This window comes from Acidicapsa ligni (genome assembly GCF_025685655.1).
Lineage (GTDB): Bacteria > Acidobacteriota > Terriglobia > Terriglobales > Acidobacteriaceae > Acidicapsa > Acidicapsa ligni.
Map to the genome: position 1 here is coordinate 51,436 of NZ_JAGSYG010000004.1, position 20,724 is coordinate 72,159.

The following is a 20,724-nucleotide window of genomic DNA, read 5'->3' on the forward strand; positions in this document are numbered from 1 at the left end:
ATACCGCATGGTTCAACTGGACGAGGGCGGGAAAACAGGAGAATTTGCACATATATGAAAGACACACTTGGAGTCCTGTTAGCAGGTGGCGCTGGAGAACGTCTCTTTCCTCTCACGCGTGACCGCGCCAAGCCCGCTGTTCCATTCGGCGGCCATTACCGCATTATCGATATCACTCTTTCCAATTGCATCAACTCCGGCCTGCGCAAAGTCTTCATCATGACTCAGTACAAGGCGCTTTCTCTCAACCGGCACATTCGCGAAGGCTGGACAGGCATCGTTGCGCAGGAGCTTGGAGAGTTCTTCGAGATCATGCCGCCCATGCAGCGCACCGGCGCCAACTGGTATATGGGAACGGCCGACGCTGTTTATCAAAACATCTATTCCATCGGCTCTGAACAACCCAAATACGTCATCATTCTCTCCGGCGATCACATCTACAAAATGGACTACAGCCGCATGCTGGAAGCGCACAAGGACTCCGGTGCGGAAGTCACACTTGCCACGTTGCCTATCGCTCCAGATGAGGTTTCGCGCTTCGGCGTGGTGGAGGTTGGCCAGGGCGGAGAGATTCTCGGCTTTGAAGAGAAACCCAAATCCACTACCTTTCGATCGCCATTCAATCCCAATGCAGTGGATGCATCGATGGGTATTTATATCTTCAATACCGAGACGCTCCTCAAGGAACTGATCGCCGACGCGGAAGATCCTCACTCCAAGCACGACTTCGGCCACAACATTTTGCCGAACCTGCTGGGCAAAAAGAAGATGGTTGCCTATAACTTTGTCGACGAGAACCGTCAGCAGGCGCTCTATTGGCGCGACGTGGGCACACTCGACGCATACTACGACGCCAATCTGGATCTGTGCGCCGTTTCGCCGACCTTCAATCTGTACGACAAGCACTGGCCGATTCGGACCCGTGTGCGTCAGTATCCGCCTGCGAAGTTTGTCTTTGGGGAACCGGGCAGGACGGGCAAAGCGGTTAATTCGGTCATTACTGCCGGTGTCATCATTTCGGGCGCCGAAGTGATGAATTCCGTTCTTTCGCAGGATGTGCGCGTCAACTCTTACTCTGAGGTCGATTCGAGCATCATCTTCAGCCATGTCAATATTGGTCGCCATTGCCGCATCCGGCGAGCGATTATCGACCGCGATGTGCAGATTCCTGAAGGCACGATTATCGGTTACGACCCGGTGGAGGATAAACGCCGCTATTTCGTCACCCCATCTGGACTGACGATTGTCACTCGCGACCGTTCGCTCTTTGAAAATCCAGTCGAGCCGGAGTTTCAAGAGCGGTACTAACATCCAGTTCGGTCACGAAAAGAACAAGCGGGGGAGCGCAAGCCGGGCTCTCCCGTTTTTCATTGCATGAAATAGGCAGAGGCGGCTCTTTGCCTCATTCCATCGATCACGGAACCAACTACGCAGATGCTCCGTACAGATATACATGGCGCACGTAGGTACAATGAATTGGTTCACTTCCGGGATCGAATATAGTCCCAGGATGGCTGCGAAGACTCCTTTCAGTCTCGTGGGCGTATCCGAGGCGCGAACATCGACTCCGCGGAAGGCTGCCATGGACCTGGCGCCCGGGACGGCAGGCGGAGTCAGCAGCAAAGGTGGACTCGGACATGAGCAGTCTTTGGAGGTTCGTTCGCTAGTGGAACCCGACTGGTCTGAAGTTGTTCGCCGGTGCCTCTCCGGAGACTCGCCCGCCTGGACTGAGCTGGTTCGGGCTCATCATCGCCGCGTCTACGCTTTGTGCTATCGCTTTACCGGCTCTGGTACAGAGGCCGAAGACCTGACCCAGGATGTCTTTCTCAAGATCTACTCCAACCTGACGAGTTTTGATGTGGCTCGCGGCAGCCTCCAGGTATGGATTACTACCCTTACCCGCAACCTGTTAGTGGATCATTTCCGTCGCACGCGGAATCTACGAATTACCGGCTCTCTCGATGAGGGCTGGGAACAGAGCGGCGATGACCGGCCCATGATCGCAATCGATCGGCTGGAAAGCAAAGGGCCAACGCAACACGATCAGGCAACACGGCGGGAGCTTGAGAAAATGGTACAGCAGGCACTCGCACAAGTCTCCTCGGAGCTGCGTGAAGCGGTCATACTGCGTGACCTGCAAGATATGGATTATAAAGAGATTGCCCAGGTTCTGGGCATTCCTGAGGGGACTGTCAAGTCCCGCATCAGCCGTGGCCGCGCGGAACTTGCACGGTTGCTGGAACGTAATAAGAAGGAGGTGATGTAGTCATGGCAGAGCGAGAGAATACCCGCACCCATATTCCGAACTCTCCCGCCTGCGGTCAGTGGGAAACGCTGCTCGTCGATGCACTGGACGGGCTTCTGAGACCCGAGGACGAGGCTGTATTTTCCAACCACATGGCTACCTGTTCGGCTTGCACGGCAATGTTTGAACAGGTCCGCAGGGGCCGGGAATGGCTGGAATTTCTGGCTCCCGAGCCGGAGGTTCCGGCCTATCTGCTGGATCGCATCCTGATCGAAACCGGCCACGGAAAGATGGATGCCGCCAACCTGGCTGTCGCTGGCGGAGAAGCTGTAGCCGGCAGTAACGTCATCGCGATTCCGCCGGTCTGGCAGCGCCCGGGTTTTACATCCAGCGTGCGCCGTTTTGCCGAACCCCGGCTGCTCATGACTGCCGCTATGGCTTTTTTCTCCATCGCGCTTACGATAAGCCTGACCGGTGTGCGCATCAGTAGTATCAGCATGGCCGATATTCGCCCCACTTCCGTTCGCTCCATGGTGGAGAAGCGCATTATGACTGCGTCTACCCCCATCGTTCGCTATTATGACCACCTTCGTTTTGTGTATGAAGTAGAGTCCCGCATGCGCGAGCTGCGCCGCGCTAATGAAATCCAGCAGCAGAGTCAGCCCAAGAGCCGGACACAGCCCACCGGCGGGGAAGGCGAATCGCACAAGAAAGATGGCGGATCGCTCCTGGACCCAAAATCATCGGACCCTAACCAGGCTCCACTGCAGACGGTGAACCCGCCGTCCACGCTATGGAGCGACGAACCACTGCAGGCGCGTCTCGAACTGCCAGCGCGTCTGCAGCCCCAATCAAACAAAATGACGGGCTATCACAAACCAACCGAAGCATCTGGTTCCTCAGAGACAAGCGAGTTGGCAATGCCGGACCGGAGCAGCATATGCATTGCATAAATCACCCTGGAGTCGATGTTCAATCCTATTGCCAGAACTGCGGCAAGCCACTCTGTGCAAGCTGTGTACGCGCCACAGCCCGCGGGCAAATCCTCTGCGAAAGCTGCTTCGCAACGGCTGCGTCTGCTCCCGGTGGCGATCCAAACCAGACTTACTGGCAGGCTGCTGCCGCTGCTTATGGAGTACCACCACCGGGGTCGCCGAATCCGGCTGCGGCTGCCATGCTGGGGCTTATCCCAGGCGTGGGCGCCATGTACAACGGACAGCTCTTCAAGGGACTGATCCATGTCGTAATCTTTGCCGTGCTGGTCTCGATCACGGATCACTATCCGATCTTTGGGTTGTTCATTGCTGCCTGGATTCTCTATCAATCCTTTGAGGCTTTTCATACTGCCAAGGCTCGCCGTGACGGTATGCCATTGCCGGACCCTTTTGGACTCAATGAGCTTGGAAGCTGGCTGAATCTGGGTGGCCATGCCCGCAATGCGGATGTACATTCTGCGGGATATACCGCTACGCCTCCGCCTGCGCCTGCGCCTGGAGTTGATCCGGCAGCATCGAGCGCGGGGCAGGCTGCGGCTAATCCGATGGATCAGACTGCGTCGGCTGGGCCAGCGGATTTGCCTCCATACAACGCGCCGTACACCAGCAGTTGGTCGGGCAGCGGATATCCGCCGTCGCAATCGGCCTACACGCAACCACCCTACCCGGAGCCGCCCTACACGCAACCGTTCGGGGGATCGTATGCCCCGGGTCAATATCCTCCCGGTGGTCAGTATCCGCCTGGCTATACTCCGCCTATTCCTCCGATTCCGCCTGTTCCACCGATCTGGTGGCGTCGCCGGGAGCCTGTGTGGGCAATCGTTCTGATCGCGCTGGGAGTGTTGTTTTTACTGCAGAGTCTCGGATTCGTTGACCACGTTGTTCACTACGCATGGCCGGTGCTGCTGATTGGTGCCGGAGTGTGGATGATTATTCGCCGGCTGGGCCACACTCAAGGAGGTTCCAAATGAACCGCTATCTTATTATTTCCCGGCTGCGCTGGCCTGCCCTGCTTCTACTGACGGGCATCATTGCTCTACTGGATCAGGCAGATATTCTCAGCTGGGGGCACGCCTGGCCACTCTATTTAATTCTCCTGGGAGTCCTGGCTTTGGCCGAGCGAGCGTCTTATGCCTCCCAGCCGCCACCAGACTATCCTTACGGCGCGGGTTATCCGGCTGAGGGTTATCCCTACCCAGGGGCGGGCTATCCGCCAGCGGGTGGAGCTTATCCGGGTCCATACCCGGGTACATCTACTGGTCCGTATCCAGGTCCATATTCTGGCCAGACGCCTGCGGCTCAGCCGGAGCAATCCAGCCAAATAGTCCCGGCACACAACGATCTCAGCATTTTGCGAAATGACGAAGAGGAGAGACGCTAATGGCCAGCATGCCTCCACCGCCCCCCGGCACTCCTCCACCACCTCCGGGCCGTCCTCCTTATGGACCGCCGTTTGGCGGCGACCCACGCGACTACTGGCGTTATCAGAAGGAAACGAATCGTGCAGCCTGGCGTGTTCAGCGGGATGCATGGCGCGCACAGCGAGATGTTCTACGCGCCCAGAGCAGGGCTAGCCGAACTCCGTCTGTCGCTGGCCCTATCATTCTCATCGGCGTAGGCATTGTGGCTTTGCTGATGATTACCGGGCGTCTCGAATCGAATGTCTTCTGGGATTGGTTCGCACGGTACTGGCCTGTCCTGCTCATCGGCGTCGGCTTAATTGCGCTTGCCGAATGGGCTATCGATCTGCGTAGCGATCAGCCGCGTTCCCGCCGTTTTGGCGGCTATATCTGGTTTGTGGTGCTGCTGGTTATCGTCGGCACGAGCACCTCTGGAATTCATCATATCTGGGGGCCGTTGCAGTCTCAGTTTGACGACAATGACGACAGCGACAGCTTTAACCCGTTTCGTCAGCCGCAGCACGATATCGACCAGCAGGTTTTGAGCACGCAGATTCCGGCTAATGCTCAGGTTGAGATTCAGAACCCTCACGGCGATGTCAGCATAGCCGCAGGCGATGATCCAAAGATCGTAGTGAGCGCTCACCAGGTGGCCTACGCCAACTCGGACAGCGACGCGAAGAAGATCTTCGACCAGCAGCAGGCCCACGTCACCGTAACTGGAGGCGCGGTTCTGGTAAAAGTGGATGGCAGCGCCAAGGGACGCACCAACCTCACGATCACTGTCCCTCGCACGGCCAGCATCAACGTGAAATCCGAACGCGGCGGCGTCACCATTGCCGGGCTTACCGGCAACGTGGATGCAGCGCTGGATCACGGCGATATGGAGGCGACTGGAATCACCGGCCGCGTTCATGCGCATCTTTCCCGTCAGGGCGATTTCTCAGCTCATGACATCAAGGGAGACATTACGCTTGAGGGCAACGGCTCCAACCTCACCATCTCCGATGTGCGGGGCAAGGTCACTTTGCAGGGCGAGTACAGCGGCGATATTCATCTCGAACGAGTGGACCAGGAAGTCGTCTTCCATTCTTCTCGAACGGATCTTGAACTCGGACGTCTCCCTGGAGATATGTCCATGTCGCTCGACGCGCTTCACGTTACGCAGGTTGCAGGGCCGGTCCGCGTCGTTACCCACTCCAAGGATATCGAGATGAGCCAGGTCTACGGCGATACGCACATCGAAGACAAGGATGCGCGCGTCGAGGTCGATATGGCTGGTTCCTATCCAGTGGATGTGAAAAACAACAAGGGCGATATCGAAGTCTCCTTACCTGCGGATGCCGCGGTGACTGTCGATGGTCGTACCCACAACGGAGACATCGTTGCGGATTTCCCCCTGGTCATCAGCGGCGACGACAACAAAACGATTGCAGGCAATATAGGCAAAGGCGGCCCGCAACTGACCTTGTCCACGCAGAACGGAGACCTCCATCTGCGGAAAGGCTCAGATGCCCCACCGCTGCCGCCTGTTGTCGGAGTAACCGGAGCACCTGCGGCTCCCAGGGCTCCCAATGCTCCAAGGGCACCCTCGCAACCGGGAGTGCCTCATCTCAAAACGCCCAAGGGACAAACCGAACAGCCTGTATCGCAGTAGTTCTAAATGCAAAATAAATGCCGAAGTTTCCCATAGGGGAGACTTCGGCATTTTGTTTTGAAGCGGCTTAAGAGAACTTTATGAGGATCAAGCCCTGGCCTGCAAGTGAATTTTTTCGGTAACGATTTCTTCCGCCCTGGCTACGACTTCGTCCAGTGTCAGGTGCGTTGAATCCAGCAGTACCGCGTCTTCCGCAGGCTTCAGCGGAGAATCGATACGGTTGCGGTCACGTTCGTCGCGTGCGTGCATCTCCTGTACTACTTCGGCAGCAGCTACTGTAACTTCAGTGCCCGTCTGCCCCATCTGGTCATAGCGGCGCAGGCCGCGAACCTCGGGTGCCGCGTCCAGAAAGATCTTCACATCGGCATGGGGAAAGACGACTGTTCCGATGTCGCGCCCTTCCATTACTACGCCGCCAGATGCGCCAAGCTCCTGTTGCAGTCGCACCATCCAGGCGCGAATCTGAGGATGCACACTGACGCGCGAAGCACCATCCGTTACTGCCGGATCGCGTAGTTTACCGGTGACATCCACTCCATCCAGAAAAACGCGGTTGCCTTCTTCTCCGGGTTCCAGATGAATCGTGGTTTTTGTCGATAGCGCCGCGAGACTCGGCAGATCTTCAAGGGAGATGTTTTCGCCAAGGGCTTTAAGCGCGAAGGCACGGTACATCGCACCTGTTTCCAGATTCAGGAGGCCAAAATATTGGGCAATGTGGCGGGCAATTGTGCTTTTACCCGCGCCCGCCGGCCCATCGATTGCGATGATGGGCCGGCGGGTTGTGGTGGTGGCTGGGTTGTCTTCAGGAGCGGGGTTCATTTGCTCAGCAATCACAGGTTTTAGTTATCCCCGCCGCTTTGCTGCAGCAGGCCGTGAAGAAGCGCTTGCCGATCTGGAGCGTGTTGCTGTCTGCGTTTTGGCAGCAGGCTTTGAACCAGCTTTTGCCGCAGGTTTAGGGGCTTGCTTCGCCTGTCCGGTAAAGCTATACCGCTTGGCTGCGCTGGCTTTGGCTCCGTTTGCCGCAGGCTTGGCGTTCTTGGCTGTGCCTGTGCCCCGGGGTGCGCTGTTTCCAGAGCTGAAACCGGAAGCAGACCGTGAGGTTGGCCGGGCTCCGGATTCGCTGCCGGACCGGGCGCTTGGCCTGGTATCGGGTCTGGCAGTTGGACGAGCATTCGCGGGACGTGCTGCAACCGTGCCTCGCGCACCATTGCCTGCCGAGTTATTGCCGGTAGAGCCATTACTGGCAGAGCCGGTCCGGCTGGGTCCATTATTGGAGCGCTGTCCTGCTGCTACCGGCTTGCCATGCGTCGGCTTCCCGTGCGCAGGTTTTCCGTGTCCAGAACCATTGTTGCCATTGAGTGGTTTCGCGAATCGAGCTGCGGTTCCGCTGCCGTTGTGGCTTGGAGCCGGGCGGCCCGAACTCGTTTGAGAGCTATTCGAGCTACGCGGTGCAGCGGCGCTCCGCGAAGCGTTACCGTTCGCTGAAGTTCCGCGTGCCGCTGGGGCCCTGCGACGATCCGCGGGCGCGCTTGAACGGGAGTCGTGAGAATTGCTGCTTCCACCGTGACTACGCTCGCGAGGATGAGGTGCATTTGCACTTCGCGAAGGACGCGGGCGCGGTGCTGGAGATTTGGAAGAAGAAGGATTGCTGCCGGCGGGACGCGTAGCAATGCGAGCCGCAGGGCGAACTATGGATTGGGCTATTGATTGAGCCATTGGCTGAGCTGTTGGTTGCGCTATTGATGGGGTAGCAGGCAGCGGCGGACGAACCGTAGCCGCGGGTGCCTCGGGCAGAGATGCCAAAGGCGCTGCGACTGCAGCTACTTCCTCAACCCGGTTTGACGCCAGGTTGACGACGAAATCTTCTACGGAATCCAGCTCATCTTCATCGCGGACTTGGCCGGGATAGGCTGGGAAGCCGTTGCTGATCTGGTAGCTGAGCGCGGTGGGGAACTCGGGCAGAGTTCCAGCCACGTAGAACATGGGAGAGTGGCCCATGGTGGTGCTGTGGACCTGGCGAGTCGCGGCCAGGCCGCGAACGACTTCGCGAATCTTGCTGCGCGAGGTCAGCGGGGACAGGAACAGTTCGACGTCTTCCATGGAGCCGGCAATCACGGCTTGTAGATAAATCGAAGCGAGGACCGAAATCGCGGTCACCTGCGAGGTCGATGCGCCTTCGGCAATCGCTTTTTGGAAGCGCTGACGCAGGGGCTGCCATAGAGCGGGCTGGCCGACTTCAGGAACAACGGGGATGATGCGCAGTTGTTTCCAGAGTTCATGAAGAGCGCGAAGCACAGCAGATTCAGTTACTTCGCGGCCAAGTGCGTCGCGAATCTGCGCCGCATTCATATTGGCGGAGTCCAACTGTTTGGCTGCGTGTACAGCCAACTGCGAAACCTGCCGTGAACCGGTCAGCTGTGGCGAACGACGCCAGTCGCGGTCCCCTCGCAGAGCATAAATATAGGGCAGAACCCATCCGGCAACCACATAATCGGGCTGATCGCCTGGCAGACCAGCGAGATTGAGCCGAACAGCGACTCCATCTGCTTCCAGACGAACCAAAAGGTTCTCTGCGGTCGTGATCAGTTCCAACGTGGGTTCGGTGGTTCGCTGGCCTGCAACGGCCTCGACAAAGGTAGGAGCGGTAAATCCTGCCTGCGCAGAACGAGGGAGGAAGATACAAAGTCCCGTCTCCTCGATCCAGGTGCGGACATCCTCAAGCGTAATGGCACCATGTCCGTTTTGACGCATCCTTTCGGCGCGCGCTGCTTCCAACTGCTCTACTGTCAAAGACTTACCTCATTTCCAGGCTGAACCGCTTCGGTTGTAATCTGCCTTGCCGATGTACCCGGATAAATCATTTCTCTGAACGGGATCAGCAAAGAAATGCCGGACATCGGTAAAGCGACAACAGAAACGATCTGGCGTACTTGCCGGGCTACCCCTCTCCCTTGGGAGCAGGAGCGCCACCTCTCATGAATCGTTAGATTCTCTGAAAGGCCCGCTGGATCTCTTTCCAAGAATACCTCAAAGCGATTGGACGTCCATGCGGACAACTGGTCGGATGTTCAGTTTTTGATAATTCTTTTAGCAACCAATCCATTTTTTGGGATTCCAGGGGGGTATTTACCTTGATTGCGGAGTGGCAGGCGATCGAAGCGGCGATGCGTCGGCGCAAAGTGGACATGTCCTCCTGGCGCCCGGTAACCTCGGCTTCGCCACCGGCCTGCTCGATTACTTCGGTGAGCATCCGCTCCAATTCGCGGCCTTCCAGACCGACCGGGGCTGCTTTTACGGCCAGGGTGCGTGGTCCAAATGGTTCGGCTTCAAAGCCATTTCGATCCAGTTCGTCGGCGATGTTGGCAAAGACGGCCATTTGCCAGGGTTGCAGATCCACCAGCAACGGCATCAGAAGCCGTTGGCGCTGCACAGATTCAACGTCCCGGCTGGCGAGGATTTTTTCGAAAAGGACGCGTTCGTGAGCCACGTGCTGGTCGATAATCCATAATCCCTCGTCGTTTACGGCCAGGATGAAGGAATCGCGAAGCTGCCCGAGGGGGCGAAGCGTGGACAGGCTGTTCAGGTTCGACTGCTCGCGGTGTACTTCGACGCTGGTGGTAAGTTGCGATGTATCAGACATTTGGGTCTGAGATTGGGTGACATTGTCCTCGCCCTGGGCAGGGATCAGCGCTTCTGCCATTGGGCTGAATAGAGCGGCGGCTGCGGCCTGCCAGTTCTGTTGCTGCGGGTCGAAGCGCCCGGGACTTTCATGGGGTAGAAACGGCAGGTTTCCCATGCCCGGCGAGGGAGCTGGCGGGACGAGCTGGAAGGCCGAATCCGCGGGGTAAATACCTTCAGAATCAAGCTCGGAGGGCTGCGCGAGGGCATCGTCTGGCTGACCCGGCAGGTGCGATATGGGCGGCGGCATCAGGGTTGGTGAGGCAAGCACAGTGTTGTCCAGAGCGGCTAAAAAGCCTGCGGTTGGACGTGATTTCACGAGAGCAGCTCGCAGGCTGTCGCGAACGAAGTCGTGGATCAGGTTTTGCTGGCGAAAGCGGACCTCCGTTTTCGCCGGATGTACGTTGACGTCAACTTCCTCGGGAGGCATTTCCAGAAAGAGCAGAACAACTGGAAAAGAGGTTGGCGGAATGATGTTGCGATAGGCTTCGCTGATGGCGTGCAGCAACAGGCGATCGCGAATAAGCCTTTTATTTATAAAGATATAGATTGAGTTGCGATTGAGCTTTTGCAGCTCTGGTTTGGAGTAAAAGCCGCTGATGCGTAGAAAGCCGGGGTCGCGTTTGGGTTCGTCAGGGTTACGTTTCCAGGGCGGCGGCTCGGGTAATCCGGCTCGCTCCAGCGCGGATTCTGCGGCTACGGGCAGTAATTGGCCGAGCGTTTCTGCGCCGAAGATCTGGTAAATCCGCTCGGCGGGGCGGGCTACGGGCGGGGCCATCAGGAGCGTATGGGTGGCGGAAAAAAGCTCGAAATGCTTCTCCGGATGGACAAGCGCGTAGTGGGTTACGAGAGCTGTTACGTGACTAAGCTCCGTAGATTCAGCGCGAAGAAATTTGCGTCGGGCTGGGGTGTTGAAGAAGAGATCCTGAATGCAGATGCTGGTGCCGACCGGAACGGCTGCGTCTTCGACACGGAGGATTTTGCCTCCGGCGATCTCCAGGCGGGTGCCGGCGGGGTCTTCGACTGTGGCGGTTTCGAGCAGGACCCGGGCGACGGAAGCGATGGATGGAAGAGCCTCGCCGCGGAAACCAAGAGTGGCAATCGAAAGGAGATCGTCTGCAGTTCGGAGCTTGGAGGTGCCGTGGCGTTCGAAGGCAAGCAGGGCGTCATCGCGGTTCATACCGTGGCCGTCATCGGTGATGCGGATCAGTTTGCGGCCACCAGCTTCTACTTCGACGCGGATGCGTGTGGCTCCGGCGTCGAGGGAGTTTTCCAACAGTTCTTTGACTACGGAGGCTGGACGGTCGACCACTTCGCCTGCGGCGATCTGGTTGGCCACGTGGTCGGGGAGAATTCGAATGCGGCCCATAGCATTTCAGAATATCGCAAGGGGAGGCAGATGGAGGATTACGAGGCAATCAACGTTGTTTACCGGATTCCATGCAACGTTGATTGCCTGATTTCTTATCTTGTTTGCGGAACTTAATCTAAATAAATTGCGGGACGGTTTGGATTCATTGCGAGATTTCTAACGTTAATTGCGCACGGCAATGCCTGCGATTTATCGCGCGGGTATTTGGGGCAAATTTAAAAGTGGAAGAATTTTTCGCGCAAAGCGTCTTCGTAAACCTTTTTGGCTTCCCTGGCCTTTTCGCGAGCTTCGTCTTCGGCGTCGGCTGCGTTTTCCCATTCGTCGATCTCGGCGAGGGAGTGATCGGCTATGGATGCGAGTGCTTCTTCGTGCCGGATGGAGGCTACCCATTCATCGACGGCAGCCTTGTAGTTGGTTTGCATCTCGTCCAATTCGGAAATTTCGATGGCCATGAGTTGCTTTGCCCTCCAGCGAATGAGTGTAGGAGCAGAGTGTGAAGGGATGATGTATCGGGGGATTTTTTCTGGGTGTTCAGGTTGGCATTCGTTTGAGTGTCTTTTGCACTTGCTGTTACATGCTTGCCCGCTGAGCCGGTGTAGGAGAGGGGCCGTTGATGATCGCTCATCACATGCTGACTTCCCGGTACTAATCCGTGTGACGTCTCGGTCACACACCGCCGACTCTCAGGCGTCTTCTCTCAATCGCGGAGACTTTTGAATGAAGAGAGGTTTGGCAAATGCGACCAGCCGGAAGAGCGAGATTCGGATTTTCAATCATGAAATCCGGAGCCTGCGGTATGGGCTATTTTCTGCTTGAAGTCTACTTTTGAATTCACAAGCATCGCAATGGTGCCCATAAACAAAAGGATTTTTTCCCGAAATGAAAATACTTATCGCCACTCTTGCTTCATCAATATTCGCCTTTAGCCCGATTGCCAAGGCTGCACAAAAGCCGACCATCGTGCTCGTTCATGGTGCTTTCGAGGATTCGCAGGTTTGGGGTCACGTGACCCCAAAGCTTGAAGCGGATGGCTATAAAGTCGTGGTTGTTGATCTGCCCGGACGCCCGAGTAATCCGATGGCTCCTGACAAGGTCAGCCTCGATCTATACCGGGACACTGTCGTCAAGGTACTGGGCACCACAAAAGGCCCAGCGGTTGTTGTAGGCCATAGCTTCGGCGGCATTGTTATCTCTGCCGCTGCTGAACGAGTACCGAAGAAGGTTAAGACACTTGTCTATCTGGCCGCCTACCTGCCGCAAGACGGAGATTCACTCGTTTCCATGGCGCAGAAAGATGCCGATGCCAAGATCGGTCCGCATCTGCAAATTCAAAAGGAAAAAGGGATCGCCTCGATTGAATATTCCTCACGCGCTGACCTCTTTGCGAACGGCGGTCCCGAGGCGCTGCGGCAGGCGATTCCAGACCTGATTCTCGATGAACCGCTGGCACCGCTCGCGACTCCAGTGAAGGTCACCGCCGCGAACTTTGGCAAAGTGGACAAGGTCTATATCCACACAGCTCTTGATCAGGTAATTAGCCCCTCGTTCCAGGCGCAGATGGTGGCCACCACTCCGGTACGTACGGAGTACACCCTTCAGACGGGGCACACACCCTTCCTCACCGATCCCAATGGCTTGGCCGATGCTATCGAGCGAGCCGCCCAGTAATAAGGCGCTGTCGATCAAACGCAGAAGAAGAGAATCAAAGCAGGCGGAGCTATCATAGCGCCGCCTGCCGTTTTTTTGCTTCGCTCGGGGCATATCCGAAGTGCGCCTTAAATGCTCGGCTGAAAGCCGCATCCGAAGTATAGCCGGTCTTGTATGCCACTTCCGTCACTTTTAAACGACTGCTGCGGAGCAGGTCGGCTGCCAGAGTGAGCCGCCATTGAGACAGGTATCGAAGTGGCGGCTCTCCGACAGCCCTTGTGAAACGTTCGGCAAAGATAGAGCGTGACATTCCTGCGATCTTGGCGAATGCTCGAACTGTCCAGTGACAAAAGGGATCAGCGTGCATGGCGTTCAACACACGTCCAATACCCTCTTCACTCAAGCCTCCGAGCCACCCCACACGATTTGTTTCGGTTGCCGCCCAACTGCGCAATGTTCGTATCACTATCAGGTCAATCAAACGAGAGATCATTAGGGAGGAACCCGGATCAGCCTGTTGTGCCTCTGAAACAAGGAAATGCGATACCGCTTCGAGCCAAGCGGGAGTACCGGCGTCACCGCAAGGGATATGGATAATGGGCGGGAGGGCCGACATCACTACTGGCAGAGGACTGCCTTCAAAACTGAAAAAGCCACCGATTATTTGAGTTGTGTTGCTATCCCCGCCGTGCCTTAATATAAGTTTCTCGCGGTCAAAATGTTCCGCAGCGATGGCTTCAATCTTTTCAACAGGAGAGCCCAGGACGTCTGTAAGAACATGGCCTTTTCCCAGAGGCAATAGAACTAAATCCCCTTCAGAAACTCGTGTCGGCTTTCCACCGGTTGGAGTCACCCACGCAGTTCCTGCCTTGACGAAGTGAAAGTGGGCTGCCCCGGGTTGGAATTGGAGCCCCCACGGCTCACCGAGGAATGCGGTGTACACCAATTCCCCGCGTAGGCGGATCAGGGTCAGCACCTCTGAGAGCAAGTCGTTTCGTGCTGCTGACATGCCGAAGTCTTGTGTTATTCGAGAGGATATAGTCATCGATGCGGAAACCAAATTCTACCCTCTAGCCTGTTTCGAGTCTGCAATATCTCGCTTTCTGGGGCGTGATGGGCGCAGCGCGGCGAGCGGGGTGTACGTCCACACCTGCTCAAAACAATCGTATACGCTGTATCCTGCTCCATCGTTATGTACAGTTACAGCGGCATCTGGATGTACTCTCATGTCAAGTACCAGTGATCATAACCGTAGTTGCCTGAGCACTTGGGCCTGTGGTATCTGTGTTAACTGATTTTAAATGAACAATTCTTTCACTCTCATCCGTGGAGACACTTTGACAGATGGGATACCCCTTGCAAAAGGAGAATAGAATGCGGCTTGTTACGCTAGGAAAAATCCTGTTCTTCGTACTTCTGTTTTTCCCGGCGGAACAGATTTTCACTCAGTCCACGTCCCCGGCTGCTGAAAGCCCAAATTTCGTAAGTGTAAAGATTTCTTCCTATGAGTTTGGAAGACGCGAATTGCAGTGGCTAATGAAACATCCCGAGTTGGCAACACAGGTTGTTGTTACTAGAGGGCAACTCCCGGGTAATAAACAGGTTAGTAGGAGTTACCAATCGACCTATCCTACCCTCGACATATACTCGTCGGCGGGTGTGCCTCTCTATTTCAGCGATTCCTCCGAATTAAATGTGAAGGTGATCGATGCGCTTCCTCAGGTAATCCCAGAACCGGACCTGAACCCCAAATATAAAGTCCGTCCCTCGCTGCGCGAAGCTCTATCCATGATTCCAGATATCCCGCGCAACGATCTGGCTACTCCGGCACAGATCGACTACACAATCTTGGCATTCATTTTGAACCGCACCGGAGATGATCCACTCCAGTCGAAAGATGTTAGCGCCAATCAGGCTCCGAAGAAGGCTATCCAAGTGCAGAACATGAACGCAAGTGGCCCAAAGATTCAAGTGATCAATGTTCCGAGTGAGCACCCAGACTTAGTCTTAGAGGCTGCCCGAAGGAATGCTCTCGCCAATCAAGCTCAGGAGGAAGCCATTCAGCGGCTGAAAACGCGGCTGAATGGATCCAGAATTCGAGTGATTGAAGTTCGTCGCATTATGGAGCAGTGAGATCGTTACGAAATCGGTCCTTTGGCAGTGGACAAAAGGCCGGCGTTTCGGACGGCAGGGGATGATCACTCGATACGAGACGATTTCTGTGGGTCAGTTTCTGAGGAGCAATCTGGGCGGACCAGGCATTATTCCGCTGTGATTGGCTGCCAGAGCTCGATGCGATTTCCTGCCGGGTCGGTGAGCCAGCCGAACTTTCCGAAATCGTAGCTTTCGCGTTTCGGGTCGACTGTGACACCTTCTTCTATCAAACGGTCCAGTACTCCATCGAGGTCGTCCACCTGGAGATTGATCATTGCTTTCTGGGCCGGGGGGAAGTAGGCGTTGTCCTGTTTGAAGAAGGAGAACACAACTTCGGGGTGTTGGGTCGGAGCAGGGAACGAGAAGGAGCCAGCTTCGGACTTTACCAGGCCGAGATGCTGTTCGTACCATTGATACAGCGTTTTTGGATCATCCGTTCGCAAGAATATTCCGCCAAAGCCAGTGATTGAAGCCATGCAATCTCCTATAGGAAACGGTTGTTCAAACCTACGTGTTTGGGGTGGAAGGCCTTTTTGACTATCTCATCATAACTGCGGGAGCGGCGGCGGGTTCAACAGGAATTTTGCGGCGGAGGATGGCAGCGGAGATGAGAGTAATGATCAGGCCGACGGGCAGGGGCTCGATGAAGGTGTAGGCCATGTTGATGAGGGGATTCTGGTAGAGCTGCTGAGAGTGCTGTATGGCAGCGACCTGCGCGGCGGTGGTGGCGGGGTCGAGTCCCGAGGATTGCACCTTGTGAATCTGCGCGGCGAAGTAGCTGTCCATAAAGTGGGGCATGAAGTTGAAGTAGACGATCTCCCACATGGCGACGTAGCAGATGGTGGTGATGAGGGTGATCAGGATGCCGCAGGTGAAGGCGCGGCCGAAGGAGATTTGGCCTGCCAGTGTGTTGTCGCGGTAGCTGCGGATGCCGAAGTAGACGAGCAGGAACGACGCCACCATCATGGTGTAGCCGAGAATCATGCTGTGGCCCGAGCCGATCTTGTCGGCGATGAGAAGTGAGCCGCCCATAAGGACACAGATGATGACGCCAGCGATGAGGCCGAAGGTGAGGACGGTTTTCTTCATTGTGAGGCTCCTGGTACCGATGAGGATGATGTCACGATGCAGTGTAACGGGGCTGGATGTCGTCATCCTTTTGAGTGATTTTGCAGGAATGGAGTGAAAATCCTGCTTTTTGATGACGCTGGCGTGCCGGGCGACGCTGTCAGGGCAAGAGGCCTAGTTCTTTGCTGCGCTGGACGGCCTGGGTGCGCCGGGCTGCTCCTAGCTTGTCGAAGGCGCGGGCGCAGTGTGTCTTGACAGTATTTTCGGAGATGAAAAGCTGCGTGGCGATCTCGCGATTGCTGAAGCCGCCGGCGACCAGGGTGAGGATTTCCAGCTCGCGGGCCGTGATGCCGAGGGTCTGCTGCTGGGCGGTATTGGGTGCGAAGGCGGCATTGGCAATGAATCTAGCGGGGGCATCCGCAGGGGATTCCGTAGGGACGAGTACTTCTTTCACCACGACTGTTTCACGTATAGTTTCGCGACTACGCGTGATGCGGAGGCCGAGCCAGATGCCGAAGGTCGCGAAGAGGATGGCGACGAGCGCGCTGTAGATCTCGACGGAGTGTTCGATGATGACGAAGCGGTATTCGGTGTATTGGAGGGTGGCGATGAGGAGGCCGCCGACGAGGCCGAAGATGAGGACGTGGCGCTTCATGATCTGGATGTGAAGAAGTATACCTTTGCCGCGGTGAGGGCGCTGCAAATATGGAGCGGCAGGTATGGGGCGTCCGCTGATGGGCAACCGCTTTTTGTTTAGGCGGTGGTGAAAATTTGTTATCCCACCCTTCCTGCTGAGGATGCAGGAAGGGTGGATAACCGGGATTTGTTCCAATTTTAGGGAAAGACCGGGGTGGTCTTTCGGATTGCGTTTTCGTTTAGGCGTCTACGGTGGTGGCTTCGGATTCTTCTGTCTGGCGGTAGACGCGGTCGCCTAGTTTATGGAGGCGCAGGAAGTTGGTACTGCCGGATTTGGTGCCGGTGCCGGCGATGATGGCTACGATTTCGCCCTTGGTGGCGTAGTGGTTCTGCTCCAGGAGGGTCTCGGCCAGCTCAACCATTGCTTCAGTCGTGTGGACCTTGGAGCAACGGATGGGGATGACTCCCCAGAGCAGGTTGAGGCGGTTGATGGTTACATCGACGGAGCTGAAGGCGTAGATGGGAGCGGCGGGCTGGTACTTCGACAGCTTGATGGCTGTGGCGCCGGTTTCGGTGAAGATAGCGATACCGCGTAGGTCGAGGTCCTGGGCTGCGTGGGCGGTGGCTTCGCAGATGGTTTCGGCTACGGAGAGCGTCTTGTGGCGCGGGGCGGTGATCAGGGAGCCATCGGATTTGTCGGTAGCGATATTCTGCTCGGCATCGGCGACAATGCGGGCCATCATTTTGACTGCTTCGACGGGATAGGCGCCCATGGCGGATTCGCCGGAGAGCATGACTGCGTCGGAGCCGTCGTAGATGGCGTTGGCAACGTCGGAAACCTCGGCGCGCGTGGGGCGCGGGTTGTCGATCATCGACTCAAGCATGTGGGTGGCGGTGATGACCGGCTTGCGGAGGTCGGCAGCGCGGCGAATGATGTGTTTCTGGATGGCGGGAACTTTTTCGGGAGGAACTTCAACGCCGAGGTCGCCGCGAGCGACCATGATGCCGTCGGTAACGGCGAGGATGGCTTCAAGGTTATCGATGGCCTGGGGCTTTTCGAGTTTGGCGATGATCCAGGTTGCTCCGCCGTAGTAGGCAACGCGCTCGCGGACCAAGGTGATGTCTTCGGCGGTGCGGACGAAGGAGATGGCGACGGCATCGACTCCGGCGCGCAGGGCAAATTCGAGATCGATATCGTCTTTTTCGGTGAGCGCGGGTACGCGGACGGCGACGCCGGGAAGGTTGATTCCTTTGTTCTCGCCGAGCTTGCCGCCGTTGACGATTTCGCAGACGACATCGCCGTCGTTGACTTCATGGACGCGGAGTTCGATGAGCCCGTCGGAGAGCAGGATGCGGGAGCCTTTTTCAACGTTTTCAGCGAGAGTCTTGAAGGTGGTGCCGACGAGGGCTGCGGTGCCATCGACTTCGCGAGGGGTGATGGTGATTTTTTCACCGGCTACAAGCAGGACCGGCTTGTGGTCAACGAGCCTGGAGGTGCGGATCTTGGGGCCTTGCAGGTCGGCGAGGATGCAGAGCGGCTTGTGCTCTTCGCGGCCGACTTTGCGAATCATCTGGATGAGGGAGAGTTTGTCCTCATGGGATCCGTGCGAAAAATTAAGACGGGCTACATCCAGTCCGGCGCGGACCAATTCGCGAAAAACGGGTTCGGTGTTGGATGCGGGGCCGAGGGTGGCGACGATTTTGGCATTTCTGTGAAGCACCGAATCATTAAAACTAAGGTCAGACGTGGACATCAGCAATACTCCAGAATTCAAAAAGCAAGTTGATACAGCATACTGCGCAGAAGAGTGCATTCCACAACTGCTCAGAGTCATTATTGTGCAGGGCAGGGCAGGAATGAGCATGCGCCTGTCCATGCAGAAAAACGGTTTATCGAAGGCTCTTCCGTATTGGCTCCAGCCCGCTCAATTGTACAGGAGCGTGGTCTGCGTCGATGCCGCCCGGACTGCGTTGGTATTCATCCAAATGCAATGTGGGTGGAGGATTCGGACGTGGTTACGGAGGCCGATCGGCGAGGGAATTGGGCTATATGAGGGGCGTTTGTCCGGGGAGTTTCTTGTCCCATACGGCTTGCCGTTCGCGGTAGAGAACGCCGTTAAGTTCGGCTCCGAGCAGGACGCTGAATGAGGTGATGTAGAGCCAGACGAGGGTGGCGATGCCGGTTCCGAGGGAGCCGTAGAGCATGGAATAGTCAGCGATGCGAGTGACGTACCAGCCAAAGGCCAGGGTGGCGGGGAACCAGAGCAGGGTGGCGGCGATGGCGCCGGGGATGATGCAGTGCCAGTGCTCTTTGCTGCGGGTTCCGAAATGGTAGAGGGTTCCGAGAACGGTAATGCTGGTTAGAGCGGCGAGGGTCCAGCGTGCGAAGCGCCAGAACAGCACGACGAGGATGAGTATTTCATGATCGGAATTGTTGATCATCCAGATTTCAAAGGAGTGCCCGAAGATGAGCAGAAGCGTGGCCAGCGAGAGGGGAACGAACGCTATCGGGAGAAGCATGAGGGCGCGGAGCTGTCGTTTCCAGAAGCACCAGGAGTCGCGGGGCAGGCGATAGGCGCGGCGAAAGCCTTCCATGATGGTGAGCATCATGCCGAGTCCGGCCAGGCTGCTGAGGGAGGTTGCGGAGAGCATGACCTGGAGGGAATAGGCTCGGCGGGTGACGAAGTAGGACTGCAACAGGGACATGGTGTCGGCCGGCAGGAACTGTTCGGCGGTGGTGCGGATGACATCCAGAAGAGCGTTGCCTTGCGGGACGAGCGCCAGCAGGGTGGTGAGCACGAGAAAAGCGGGAAACAGCATCAACATGCCGGAGTAGGCGGCGGCCTTCGCGGTATTCACCACGTCGTTTTGCCACGCCTGCCGTACTGCGCTGCGAAGATGTCGGCTGCGGACGCCCATAGTTGTCTCTCGAAGAGTACCGCAGGCGCGGAGGAGCGCACTAGTCGGATTGGCTGACGGGGTAGGAAAAGTAACTGGAACAGGTCTGCCGGAACTCTAGGCGCGCAGAAAAAGGGCGAGCAGGCCGTTCACTACACCCAGTGCCGGACCGATGAAGAAGCTCACTACGATGCGACCGAGGATGAAGATGAGGATGAATCCAAAACGGGCGATGGTGTCGTAGGTATTGAGTGAGTTATAGGGCAGCATGTTGCGGAGGACCGTACCGGCGTCGAGTGGCGGAATTGGCAGAAAATTGAAGAAGAAGAGTGCCAGGTTGACAACGATGGTGAGGTAACCGAGCAGCGCCAGCGCCTGCGGAACCGATGTTGTGCCGAGAATGACGCCGAAATGCATTGCGGCGTAAACGGCGGGTGCGCCGCCTGGAATGAGCTTCATCAGCACGACGAGCAGCAGGAATGCCCCGGCGACGAGAATCAGATTAGCGATTGGGCCAGCGGCGGCGACGAGGTTTTCATCGCGGCGGATGTGTTTGAAATTGCGACTGATGATTGGCGTCGGCTTGGCCCAGCCGAAGACAAGGCCGCCACCGAAGCCGATGAGTGGACCGAAGGCCATGAGCAGGGGAAAGAGAACGGTTCCGAAGGGGTCGATGTGGCGGACGGGGTTCATGGTGATCTGACCCTGCATCCGGGCTGTCTGATCGCCCAGGCGAGAGGCCATCCATCCGTGTGCGCACTCGTGAAACGAAAGTGAAAAAAGAAGAATTACAAACTCGTACAGCGCAATTACAAACTGAATACTCATATTTGCTGCTAATTTCTCCGGTGATCGGGAAAGCTCAGATTAGCACGGTGACACGGGGGCTTTCCTGATTCCAGATGTAATCTTTATGCCGGGCTAATGTGTTCCTATAGCCCGGCTAGCGCTGTGGATGATTACGCGACGATACC

The 20,724-nt window shown here is 56.7% G+C and carries 19 protein-coding genes; 8 read left to right on the forward strand and 11 right to left on the reverse strand.

Annotated features, from left to right (window positions below; translation table 11 throughout):
- Window positions 1-42 precede the first annotated feature (42 nt).
- The 6 genes from glgC (at window position 43) to OHL19_RS14515 (ending at window position 6,297) form a co-directional block, all read left to right on the forward strand.
- Window positions 43-1,308, forward strand: coding sequence for a glucose-1-phosphate adenylyltransferase (glgC, locus tag OHL19_RS14490; RefSeq protein WP_263358930.1), 1,266 nt, complete (start codon window positions 43-45; stop codon window positions 1,306-1,308).
- A 163-nt stretch (window positions 1,309-1,471) separates the two neighbouring features.
- A complete protein-coding gene (locus OHL19_RS14495) occupies window positions 1,472-2,266 on the forward strand; it encodes an RNA polymerase sigma factor (RefSeq protein WP_263358436.1) in 795 nt (264 codons plus the stop codon).
- Between the two features lie 2 nt (window positions 2,267-2,268).
- Window positions 2,269-3,198: an anti-sigma factor family protein gene (locus OHL19_RS14500; protein ID WP_263358437.1), complete on the forward strand. Its 930-nt coding sequence runs from the start codon at window positions 2,269-2,271 to the stop codon at window positions 3,196-3,198.
- Window positions 3,186-4,211: a B-box zinc finger protein gene (locus OHL19_RS14505; RefSeq protein ID WP_263358438.1), complete on the forward strand. Its 1,026-nt coding sequence runs from the start codon at window positions 3,186-3,188 to the stop codon at window positions 4,209-4,211. The genes OHL19_RS14500 and OHL19_RS14505 overlap by 13 nt, the downstream gene beginning before the upstream one ends.
- On the forward strand, window positions 4,208-4,621 hold the full coding sequence (locus OHL19_RS14510) for a hypothetical protein (protein WP_263358439.1): 414 nt from the start codon (window positions 4,208-4,210) through the stop codon (window positions 4,619-4,621). The genes OHL19_RS14505 and OHL19_RS14510 overlap by 4 nt, the downstream gene beginning before the upstream one ends.
- Window positions 4,621-6,297 (forward strand): DUF4097 family beta strand repeat-containing protein, encoded by a 1,677-nt coding sequence (locus OHL19_RS14515; protein ID WP_263358440.1) that lies wholly within the window; start codon window positions 4,621-4,623, stop codon window positions 6,295-6,297. The genes OHL19_RS14510 and OHL19_RS14515 overlap by 1 nt, the downstream gene beginning before the upstream one ends.
- An 87-nt stretch (window positions 6,298-6,384) precedes the next feature.
- On the opposite strand, the gene cmk is transcribed toward OHL19_RS14515, so the two are convergent.
- The 4 genes from cmk to OHL19_RS14535 all read right to left on the reverse strand — a co-directional run bounded on the left by cmk (window position 6,385) and on the right by OHL19_RS14535 (window position 11,799).
- Window positions 6,385-7,131, reverse strand: coding sequence for a (d)CMP kinase (gene cmk, locus OHL19_RS14520; protein WP_317890578.1), 747 nt, complete (start codon window positions 7,129-7,131; stop codon window positions 6,385-6,387).
- Window positions 7,132-7,140: 9 nt separating this feature from the next.
- On the reverse strand, window positions 7,141-9,087 hold the full coding sequence (locus OHL19_RS14525) for a hypothetical protein (RefSeq protein ID WP_263358441.1): 1,947 nt from the start codon (window positions 9,085-9,087) through the stop codon (window positions 7,141-7,143).
- A gap of 193 nt (window positions 9,088-9,280) precedes the next feature.
- Window positions 9,281-11,344, reverse strand: coding sequence for a DNA mismatch repair endonuclease MutL (mutL, locus tag OHL19_RS14530; RefSeq protein WP_263358442.1), 2,064 nt, complete (start codon window positions 11,342-11,344; stop codon window positions 9,281-9,283).
- Between the two features lie 218 nt (window positions 11,345-11,562).
- Window positions 11,563-11,799: a hypothetical protein gene (locus OHL19_RS14535; RefSeq protein WP_263358443.1), complete on the reverse strand. Its 237-nt coding sequence runs from the start codon at window positions 11,797-11,799 to the stop codon at window positions 11,563-11,565.
- Window positions 11,800-12,226: 427 nt separating this feature from the next.
- On the opposite strand from OHL19_RS14535, the gene OHL19_RS14540 reads away from it, so the two are divergent.
- The gene (locus OHL19_RS14540) at window positions 12,227-13,015 is read left to right on the forward strand and encodes an alpha/beta fold hydrolase (protein ID WP_263358444.1); all 789 of its coding nucleotides are present in this window, start codon (window positions 12,227-12,229) and stop codon (window positions 13,013-13,015) included.
- Between the two features lie 52 nt (window positions 13,016-13,067).
- Here the strand turns inward: OHL19_RS14540 and OHL19_RS14545 are convergent, their stop codons facing one another.
- A complete protein-coding gene (locus tag OHL19_RS14545; protein ID WP_317890583.1) occupies window positions 13,068-14,039 on the reverse strand; it encodes an AraC family transcriptional regulator in 972 nt (323 codons plus the stop codon).
- Window positions 14,040-14,338: 299 nt separating this feature from the next.
- Between OHL19_RS14545 and OHL19_RS14550 the strand changes: the two genes are divergently transcribed.
- The gene (locus OHL19_RS14550) at window positions 14,339-15,127 is read left to right on the forward strand and encodes a hypothetical protein (protein WP_263358445.1); all 789 of its coding nucleotides are present in this window, start codon (window positions 14,339-14,341) and stop codon (window positions 15,125-15,127) included.
- Window positions 15,128-15,255: 128 nt separating this feature from the next.
- Here the strand turns inward: OHL19_RS14550 and OHL19_RS14555 are convergent, their stop codons facing one another.
- From OHL19_RS14555 to OHL19_RS14580, 6 genes are all read right to left on the reverse strand, one after another.
- Window positions 15,256-15,624, reverse strand: coding sequence for a VOC family protein (locus tag OHL19_RS14555; protein ID WP_263358446.1), 369 nt, complete (start codon window positions 15,622-15,624; stop codon window positions 15,256-15,258).
- Between the two features lie 61 nt (window positions 15,625-15,685).
- On the reverse strand, window positions 15,686-16,237 hold the full coding sequence (locus tag OHL19_RS14560) for a DUF4199 domain-containing protein (RefSeq protein ID WP_263358447.1): 552 nt from the start codon (window positions 16,235-16,237) through the stop codon (window positions 15,686-15,688).
- Window positions 16,238-16,376: 139 nt separating this feature from the next.
- A complete protein-coding gene (locus OHL19_RS14565; RefSeq protein WP_263358448.1) occupies window positions 16,377-16,871 on the reverse strand; it encodes a helix-turn-helix transcriptional regulator in 495 nt (164 codons plus the stop codon).
- Window positions 16,872-17,091: 220 nt separating this feature from the next.
- The gene (gene pyk, locus OHL19_RS14570; protein WP_263358449.1) at window positions 17,092-18,606 is read right to left on the reverse strand and encodes a pyruvate kinase; all 1,515 of its coding nucleotides are present in this window, start codon (window positions 18,604-18,606) and stop codon (window positions 17,092-17,094) included.
- Window positions 18,607-18,898: 292 nt separating this feature from the next.
- On the reverse strand, window positions 18,899-19,771 hold the full coding sequence (locus tag OHL19_RS14575) for a YihY/virulence factor BrkB family protein (RefSeq protein ID WP_263358450.1): 873 nt from the start codon (window positions 19,769-19,771) through the stop codon (window positions 18,899-18,901).
- Window positions 19,772-19,867: 96 nt separating this feature from the next.
- Window positions 19,868-20,578, reverse strand: coding sequence for a site-2 protease family protein (locus OHL19_RS14580; protein ID WP_263358451.1), 711 nt, complete (start codon window positions 20,576-20,578; stop codon window positions 19,868-19,870).
- Between the last annotated feature and the right edge of the window lie 146 nt (window positions 20,579-20,724).

What these genes read in the sequence shown, in the direction of transcription:
- mutL (WP_263358442.1), bottom strand. Translation starts at nt 11,344, where the DNA reads ATGGGCCGCATTCGAATTCTCCCCGACCACGTGGCCAACCAGATCGCC.
- OHL19_RS14550 (WP_263358445.1), top strand. Translation starts at nt 14,339, where the DNA reads ATGGGATACCCCTTGCAAAAGGAGAATAGAATGCGGCTTGTTACGCTA.
- OHL19_RS14565 (WP_263358448.1), bottom strand. Translation starts at nt 16,871, where the DNA reads ATGAAGCGCCACGTCCTCATCTTCGGCCTCGTCGGCGGCCTCCTCATC.
- pyk (WP_263358449.1), bottom strand. Translation starts at nt 18,606, where the DNA reads ATGTCCACGTCTGACCTTAGTTTTAATGATTCGGTGCTTCACAGAAAT.
- OHL19_RS14500 (WP_263358437.1), top strand. Translation starts at nt 2,269, where the DNA reads ATGGCAGAGCGAGAGAATACCCGCACCCATATTCCGAACTCTCCCGCC.
- OHL19_RS14535 (WP_263358443.1), bottom strand. Translation starts at nt 11,799, where the DNA reads ATGGCCATCGAAATTTCCGAATTGGACGAGATGCAAACCAACTACAAG.
- OHL19_RS14510 (WP_263358439.1), top strand. Translation starts at nt 4,208, where the DNA reads ATGAACCGCTATCTTATTATTTCCCGGCTGCGCTGGCCTGCCCTGCTT.
- OHL19_RS14555 (WP_263358446.1), bottom strand. Translation starts at nt 15,624, where the DNA reads ATGGCTTCAATCACTGGCTTTGGCGGAATATTCTTGCGAACGGATGAT.
- OHL19_RS14540 (WP_263358444.1), top strand. Translation starts at nt 12,227, where the DNA reads ATGAAAATACTTATCGCCACTCTTGCTTCATCAATATTCGCCTTTAGC.
- OHL19_RS14515 (WP_263358440.1), top strand. Translation starts at nt 4,621, where the DNA reads ATGGCCAGCATGCCTCCACCGCCCCCCGGCACTCCTCCACCACCTCCG.
- OHL19_RS14495 (WP_263358436.1), top strand. Translation starts at nt 1,472, where the DNA reads ATGAATTGGTTCACTTCCGGGATCGAATATAGTCCCAGGATGGCTGCG.
- OHL19_RS14545 (WP_317890583.1), bottom strand. Translation starts at nt 14,039, where the DNA reads ATGACTATATCCTCTCGAATAACACAAGACTTCGGCATGTCAGCAGCA.
- OHL19_RS14580 (WP_263358451.1), bottom strand. Translation starts at nt 20,578, where the DNA reads ATGAGTATTCAGTTTGTAATTGCGCTGTACGAGTTTGTAATTCTTCTT.
- OHL19_RS14505 (WP_263358438.1), top strand. Translation starts at nt 3,186, where the DNA reads ATGCATTGCATAAATCACCCTGGAGTCGATGTTCAATCCTATTGCCAG.
- OHL19_RS14560 (WP_263358447.1), bottom strand. Translation starts at nt 16,237, where the DNA reads ATGAAGAAAACCGTCCTCACCTTCGGCCTCATCGCTGGCGTCATCATC.
- OHL19_RS14575 (WP_263358450.1), bottom strand. Translation starts at nt 19,771, where the DNA reads ATGGGCGTCCGCAGCCGACATCTTCGCAGCGCAGTACGGCAGGCGTGG.